At 67.5% G+C, this 6,017-nt stretch carries 9 protein-coding genes; 2 read left to right on the forward strand and 7 right to left on the reverse strand.

Translation table 11 applies throughout. The features are described 5' to 3' along the window. Positions 1-152 precede the first annotated feature (152 nt). Positions 153-302, reverse strand: coding sequence for a hypothetical protein (locus ACH107_RS29240; protein WP_412509233.1), 150 nt, complete (start codon positions 300-302; stop codon positions 153-155). Between the two features lie 112 nt (positions 303-414). On the opposite strand from ACH107_RS29240, the gene ACH107_RS29245 reads away from it, so the two are divergent. Further along, complete coding sequence (locus ACH107_RS29245) at positions 415-975, forward strand: shikimate kinase (protein WP_412509234.1); 561 nt, start codon at positions 415-417, stop codon at positions 973-975. Then, a complete protein-coding gene (aroB, locus tag ACH107_RS29250) occupies positions 972-2,087 on the forward strand; it encodes a 3-dehydroquinate synthase (protein WP_412509235.1) in 1,116 nt (371 codons plus the stop codon). Before ACH107_RS29245 ends, aroB begins: the two co-directional genes overlap by 4 nt. A gap of 23 nt (positions 2,088-2,110) precedes the next feature. Here aroB and ACH107_RS29255 read toward each other — a convergent pair whose 3' ends face one another. From ACH107_RS29255 to ACH107_RS29280, 6 genes are all read right to left on the reverse strand, one after another. Then, on the reverse strand, positions 2,111-2,329 hold the full coding sequence (locus tag ACH107_RS29255) for a ribbon-helix-helix domain-containing protein (RefSeq protein WP_412509236.1): 219 nt from the start codon (positions 2,327-2,329) through the stop codon (positions 2,111-2,113). A 94-nt stretch (positions 2,330-2,423) separates the two neighbouring features. Continuing rightward, a complete protein-coding gene (locus ACH107_RS29260) occupies positions 2,424-2,606 on the reverse strand; it encodes a DUF4169 family protein (RefSeq protein ID WP_412509237.1) in 183 nt (60 codons plus the stop codon). Continuing rightward, entirely contained in the window at positions 2,603-3,994 is a 1,392-nt protein-coding gene (gene fumC / locus ACH107_RS29265; protein ID WP_412509238.1) for a class II fumarate hydratase, read from the reverse strand. The genes ACH107_RS29260 and fumC overlap by 4 nt, the downstream gene beginning before the upstream one ends. Positions 3,995-4,047: 53 nt before the next feature. Then, positions 4,048-4,605, reverse strand: a complete 558-nt coding sequence (locus ACH107_RS29270; RefSeq protein WP_412509239.1) for a class I SAM-dependent methyltransferase — start codon at positions 4,603-4,605, stop codon at positions 4,048-4,050. 107 nt (positions 4,606-4,712) lie between these two features. Beyond that, positions 4,713-5,222 (reverse strand): SspB family protein, encoded by a 510-nt coding sequence (locus tag ACH107_RS29275; RefSeq protein ID WP_412509240.1) that lies wholly within the window; start codon positions 5,220-5,222, stop codon positions 4,713-4,715. Between the two features lie 77 nt (positions 5,223-5,299). Beyond that, positions 5,300-6,017: chromate transporter (locus ACH107_RS29280; protein ID WP_412509241.1), on the reverse strand; the 718-nt coding region annotated here is incomplete at its 5' end.

The following is a 6,017-nucleotide window of genomic DNA, read 5'->3' on the forward strand; positions in this document are numbered from 1 at the left end:
TCGGCTGGCGCATTCACGATCAACGTTTTCAGCGTGATCATCGCCTGGGACTTGGCCTTCACCGCGCCGGGCTGTCCAGCCAGTCGATCGCGGACAGGGGTTGCTGGGCCGGTGCCGCCGACGCCGCGGCGATCAGCGCGAGCGCCGCGATGTCACTTCGTCTCAATGATGACATCCTGGCGAATCTCCGCGCTGGGCGGCGAGAAGTCCGCCCCGAGAAACGGGCCGACATAGGCATAACCGACAAGGGCGATGAAACCCAGCACGGCAAGATAGAAAAGCCACTTCAGCAATCTCAGCATGGTCGATTCTGCCCGGTTCGTTTTTGCGTTAGTCCAAGTTATAACTGGCATTTCCGACAAGATCACGTCATTCAGGGAAAAACATCGACGATTGGGCAGCGGAGTGCCGAGTGTGGAAGTGACCAAGCGGTGGGACCTGAAAAAAACCGTCGTGATGGTGGGCATGATGGGAGCCGGAAAGACGGCTGTCGGCCGGGCGCTGGCCGCCCGGCTGGGGGTGCCGTTCCTCGACTCGGATGCCGAGATCGAGCGCGCCGCCAACATGACCATCGCCGAGATATTCGCCCGCGACGGCGAGCCGTTCTTTCGCGACCGGGAGGCCGCCGTCATCGGCCGGCTTCTGGAGGGGCGGCCGGGCATCCTGTCGACGGGCGGCGGGGCGTTCCTTGCGGCGCGCAACCGCGAGACGATCACCGGCAAGGGCGTGTCGGTATGGCTCAAGGCCGACCTCGCGCTGCTGTGGAGCCGCGTCAAAACCAAGGACACCCGCCCGCTGCTGCGCACGCCGGACCCGTTTGCGACCCTGCGGGAGATTTACGAGGCGCGGGTCCCTGTCTACGCGCAGGCCGACCTGACGGTCGAGACGCATCCCGGCTATTCGATCGAGGACACGACGGCGCGCGTGATCGAGGCGTTGCTGACGCGGCCCGACGTTCTGGAGAAAGTGACATGAGCGAGATCGTGAACGTGCCGCTGGGCGCGCGCGCCTACGACATCCATATCGGCCCGGGGCTGCTGGACGCGGCGGGGGCGCTGATGCAGGGGCTGCTGGCGCGTCCGCGCGTGGCGGTGATCACCGAGGAAAACGTCGCCGGGCTGCACCTGCCGGCGCTGACCGCGGGGCTGGAAGCGGCGGGCATCGACGTGTCGTCGCTGGTGCTGCCTGCCGGGGAGGCCACGAAATCATGGCCCCATCTCGAGCGGGCGGTGGAATGGCTGCTGGAGGAGCGGATCGAGCGGCGCGACATCGTCGTGGCGCTGGGGGGCGGGGTGATCGGTGATCTGGCCGGTTTCGCCGCCGCCATCCTGCGGCGCGGGGTGCGCTTCGTGCAGGTGCCCACGAGCCTTCTGGCGCAGGTCGACAGCTCGGTCGGGGGCAAGACGGGAATCAACGCGCCGCAGGGCAAGAACCTGATCGGTGCCTTCCACCAGCCCAGCCTCGTGCTGGCCGACACTGCCGTTCTGGACACGCTGAGCCCGCGCGATTACCGGGCGGGCTACGGCGAGGTCGTGAAATACGGCCTTTTGGGAGATTCCGAGTTTTTCCAGTGGCTTGAAGAAAGTGCTTCACGCGCGGCGGCGGGCGACATGGCGGCGCGGGCCTCGATCGTGAAACGCTCGGTCGAGATGAAGGCCGATATCGTCGTGCGCGACGAGACCGAACAGGGGGACCGCGCGCTGCTGAACCTCGGCCACACCTTCTGTCACGCGCTGGAGGCGGCGACCGAATACGGCGACCGCTTGCTGCACGGCGAGGGCGTGGCGATCGGCTGCGCGCTGGCCTTCGAGCTGTCGGCGCGGCTGGGCCTGTGCCCGCAGGAAGAGCCGAACCGGGTGCGCGCGCATCTGCGCGACATGAAGATGCGCGTGGACCTGTCTGATATCGAAGGTGAATTGCCCGATGCCGACGGCCTTCTGTCGTTGATGGCGCAGGACAAGAAAGTGGTGGATGGCAAGCTGCGCTTCATCCTTGCGCGCGGGATCGGGGCGGCGTTCGTGGCCGAAGACGTGCCGCCCGGGGCGGTGCGGGCCGTGCTGGCCGATGCGCTGGCGGCGCGGGGCTGACCGCCCGCGACGGAAGCCCGCCGTCAGTGGGCGCGGTAATGGCGCAGCACGTAAAGGCGGATGGCAGTGGCAAGCCCCGTGCCCATGCCGCGATCCGCGTCAATCTCGCTGGCCAGATCGTTGACCGAGCGGCCTTTTTCGGCCGCGATGTCACGGAAGGCCTGCCAGAACTCGGCTTCGAGCGAGACGCTGGTGCGATGCCCGCGCAGCGTGAGCGAATGTTTCTCGGGCCGGCCGGTCATGCGCGGTGCGCGGCGGGAGCGGAGGGGGCGCTGCCCCCTCGGCCGATGGCCTCACCCCCGGGGTATTTCGGCCGAGAAGAAGCTGCGGGACAGGTCACTCGGGGTCGCGCCGGTGCTGGTCGAGGCGCGTGGCGTCCTGGCCGCGGCGCGCCGCGTCGAGCGATTTGGCGGTCTTGCCGCGGCCGAACTTCACGGCGTTGGCATCGGCGCGGGCCTTGGCCCGTGCCCGCGCCCGTGCCTTGCGGGCACGGTTTAGGTTGACCGGCGTGCCGGTCACTTCGGGCCCACCATGTCTTCGGGGCGCACGACGCGGTCGAAGGTTTCCGCGTCCACGAAGCCCAGCTTGACGGCCTCTTCCCGGAGGGTCGTGCCGTTCTTGTGCGCCGTCTTGGCGACGGTGGTGGCGTTGTCGTAGCCGATCTCGGGGGCGAGCGCCGTGACCAGCATGAGCGATTCGCGCATCAGTTTCTCGATACGGTCGCGATCGGCCTGCAGCCCGTCGACGAGGTTGTCGGTGAAGGCCCCGGCGGCGTCGCCCAGCAGTTGCATGGATTGCAGGACGTTGTAGGCCATCATGGGCTTGTAGACGTTGAGCTCGAAATGGCCCTGGCTGCCGGCGAAGCCCACGGCGGCGTCATTGCCCATGACATGCGCGCAGACCTGGGTGAGCGCCTCGCACTGAGTCGGGTTGACCTTGCCGGGCATGATCGAACTGCCCGGTTCGTTCTCGGGCAGGATCAGCTCGCCCAGGCCGCAGCGCGGGCCGGAGCCGAGGAAACGGATGTCGTTGGCGATCTTGAACAGCGAGGCCGCCACCGTCTTGAGCGCGCCGGAGATTTCCACCATCGCGTCATGGGCGGCGAGCGCCTCGAACTTGTTGGGGGCGGTGACGAAGGGCAGGCCGGTGATCGCGGCCATGTTGGCGGCGACCTGCGTGTCCCAGCCCGGCGCCGTGTTGAGCCCGGTGCCCACCGCGGTGCCGCCCTGCGCCAGTTCGTGGACGCGGGGCAGGGCGGCCTTGACGCGCTCCAGCCCCATCGCGACCTGGTGGGTGTAGCCGGAAAATTCCTGCGCGAGGGTCAGCGGCGTGGCGTCCTGCGTATGGGTGCGGCCGATCTTGATGATGCCGTCGAACTCGGCCGTTTTGCGGGCCAGAGCGGCGTGGAGCTTTTCAAGGCCGGGGAGCAGGACGTCCTGCGCGGTCATCGCGGTGGCGATGTGCATCGCGGTCGGGAAGGTGTCGTTGGACGATTGGCCCATGTTGCAGTGATCGTTGGGATGGACCGGGTCCTTGCTGCCCATCCGGCCGCCGAGGATCTCGATGGCGCGGTTGGCGATCACCTCGTTGGCGTTCATGTTCGACTGCGTGCCCGAGCCGGTCTGCCAGACCACCAGCGGGAAGTGATCGTCGAGCTTGCCTTCATGCACCTCGCCGGCGGCGCGGATGATGGCGTCGGCGCGGTCCGGGTCGAGCTTTCCCGCCGCCTTGTTCGCTTGGGCGCAGGCCTTCTTGATGACGCCGAGCGCGCGCACGACCGCCACGGGCTGCCGTTCCCAGCCGATCGGGAAGTTCATGATCGAGCGTTGTGTCTGGGCGCCCCAGTACTTGTCGGCGGGCACTTCGAGCGGGCCGAAGCTGTCGGTTTCCATGCGGGTGGTTGTCATGGCGGACTCTCCTGAAACGGTTTGACCCTTTCTTACCGGAGCGACCGTGAAATTCAATGATGTATACGATGGAACACAAAAACCCGGGCAGGCGGCAGGTTGGCCCATACGGTGGCACGCTTCTCGGCCCGGACCCCGAGTTCGCGCTGTACCTGGGGAGAGACGGGGGCGTGCGGGCTGTAGGTGATCTGGGTGAAGAAGCCGTCCGGGGCCATGATGCCGAAGGCGCGGCCCAGCACCTCGCGCTGGATGCGCGGACGGGCGAGGACCGGCACGCCCGAGACGACGGCGCCGACGGACTCGAGGCCCAGCGTGGCGATATCCTGCGCGGGTTTGTTGAGGACCGTGACGCCGGGAAAATTGCGGTGCAGCGTGTCGCAGAAGCGTTCGTTCGTTTCCAGCAGCGTGAGGCGCTCGGGCGTTACGCCGCGGGCCAGGATGGCGCGAGTGAAGCTGCCGGTACCCGGACCGATCTCGACCACCGGGCCCGAGACTTTCTGGATCCCTTCCGTCATGCGCCGGGCGACGGCGGCCGAAGACGGGGCGATGGCCACGACCTGACCGGGGTGGCGCAGCAATTCACCGAAGAAAACACCTATCTCGCGAGCCATGCCCGACCTCCGCTGCGAACCTCGTCGCAAAGGCATACACAACCCTGCCGGACGGGCAATACGGCCTTTGCAAACTTCATCCAAACTTCATGGGCGGCGCCCGAAGACTACTTGCGGAAGCTGTCGAGGCTGACGACGTCGGCGTCGTGGTTTTCGGCCTCCGCCGCGGTCTTGCCCTCGGGGTCGGGGGCCGGTTCGGCGAGCGTTTCGGGCTCGTGGTCTGCCTCGGCCTCGGCGCCGGGCGCTGTCGCGTCCTCGTCGTCCTCTTGCGTTTCGAAACGCAGGCCGAATTCGACGGACGGGTCCACGAAGGTGCGGATGGCGTCGAAGGGAATCACGAGGTGTTCCGGGGCGTCGCCGAAATTGAGCGTGATGGCGAAGCCGTCGTCGGTGACCTCGAGGTCGTCGAACCAATGCTGCATCACCACGGTCATCTCCTCGGGGTAGCGTTCGCGCAGCCAGTCGGCCAAGCGCGCGTCGGGATGCGTGGTGTCGAAGGTGATGAAGAAATGATGCGCCCCGGGCAGCCCGTTGTCGCGGACATCCGCCAGGACTTCCTGGATCAGGCCGCGCATGGCGCGGTGCATCAAGTTTCCGTAGTCGATCGAGCGTGCCATGGTCTTTTCCGATTTCTTGCCGAGGCCAGCATAGGGGATTCGGCGCAAAACAAAAGACCCGCCGGCGCGTGTCGCGGCTAAAGCAGCTGGGCGGCCGCGCCGGACATCGCGGCCACGACCAGAAGCGTCGTGACGATGCCGCGCCCGAAGCCGAGCATCAGCACCGCCGCGAGGATCACGAGCCCGGCGGCCGACCACGAAAAGCTGGTCACCTCGGGCACGGGGGCGAAGCGTGTTTCGCGGATCTCGGTGAACATCACATGGAGGGTGAACCACACCGACAGGTTGAGGATGACCCCGACCACGGCCGCCGAGATGCCGGCGAGCGCGCTTTTGAGCCGGGGGCGGGCGAGCAGCGCCTCGACATACGGCGCGCCGGCGAAGATCCACAGGAAACAGGGGGTGAACGTGACCCACAGGGTCAGTGCGCCCGCAAGCAGCGCGAGGGGCAGCCCGCCCTGCAGGAAGCCCGCCAGCGTGCCCACGAACTGCGTCACGAGGATCAGTGGCCCCGGCGTCGTTTCTGCGAGGCCGAGCGCGTCGATCATCTGGTCGGTGCTCAGCCAGCCGTTCGTTTCGACCACGGCCTGCGTCATGTAGGCCAGCACGGCGTAGGCGCCGCCGAAGGTGACGACCGCCAGCCTGGAGAAGAAAAGGGCGATGTCGGCGAGGAACGGCGCGCCGGCCGCCGCGGCGACAATGACGGGCGCGGCCCAGAGGCCGGCCCAGAGAGCGATCGTCGTCAGCGTTCGGCGCAGCGGCACGGCTGGGGCCGGCGGGCTGTCAGGCGCGGAC

Source organism: Roseovarius halophilus (ex Wu et al. 2025) (assembly GCF_047086965.1).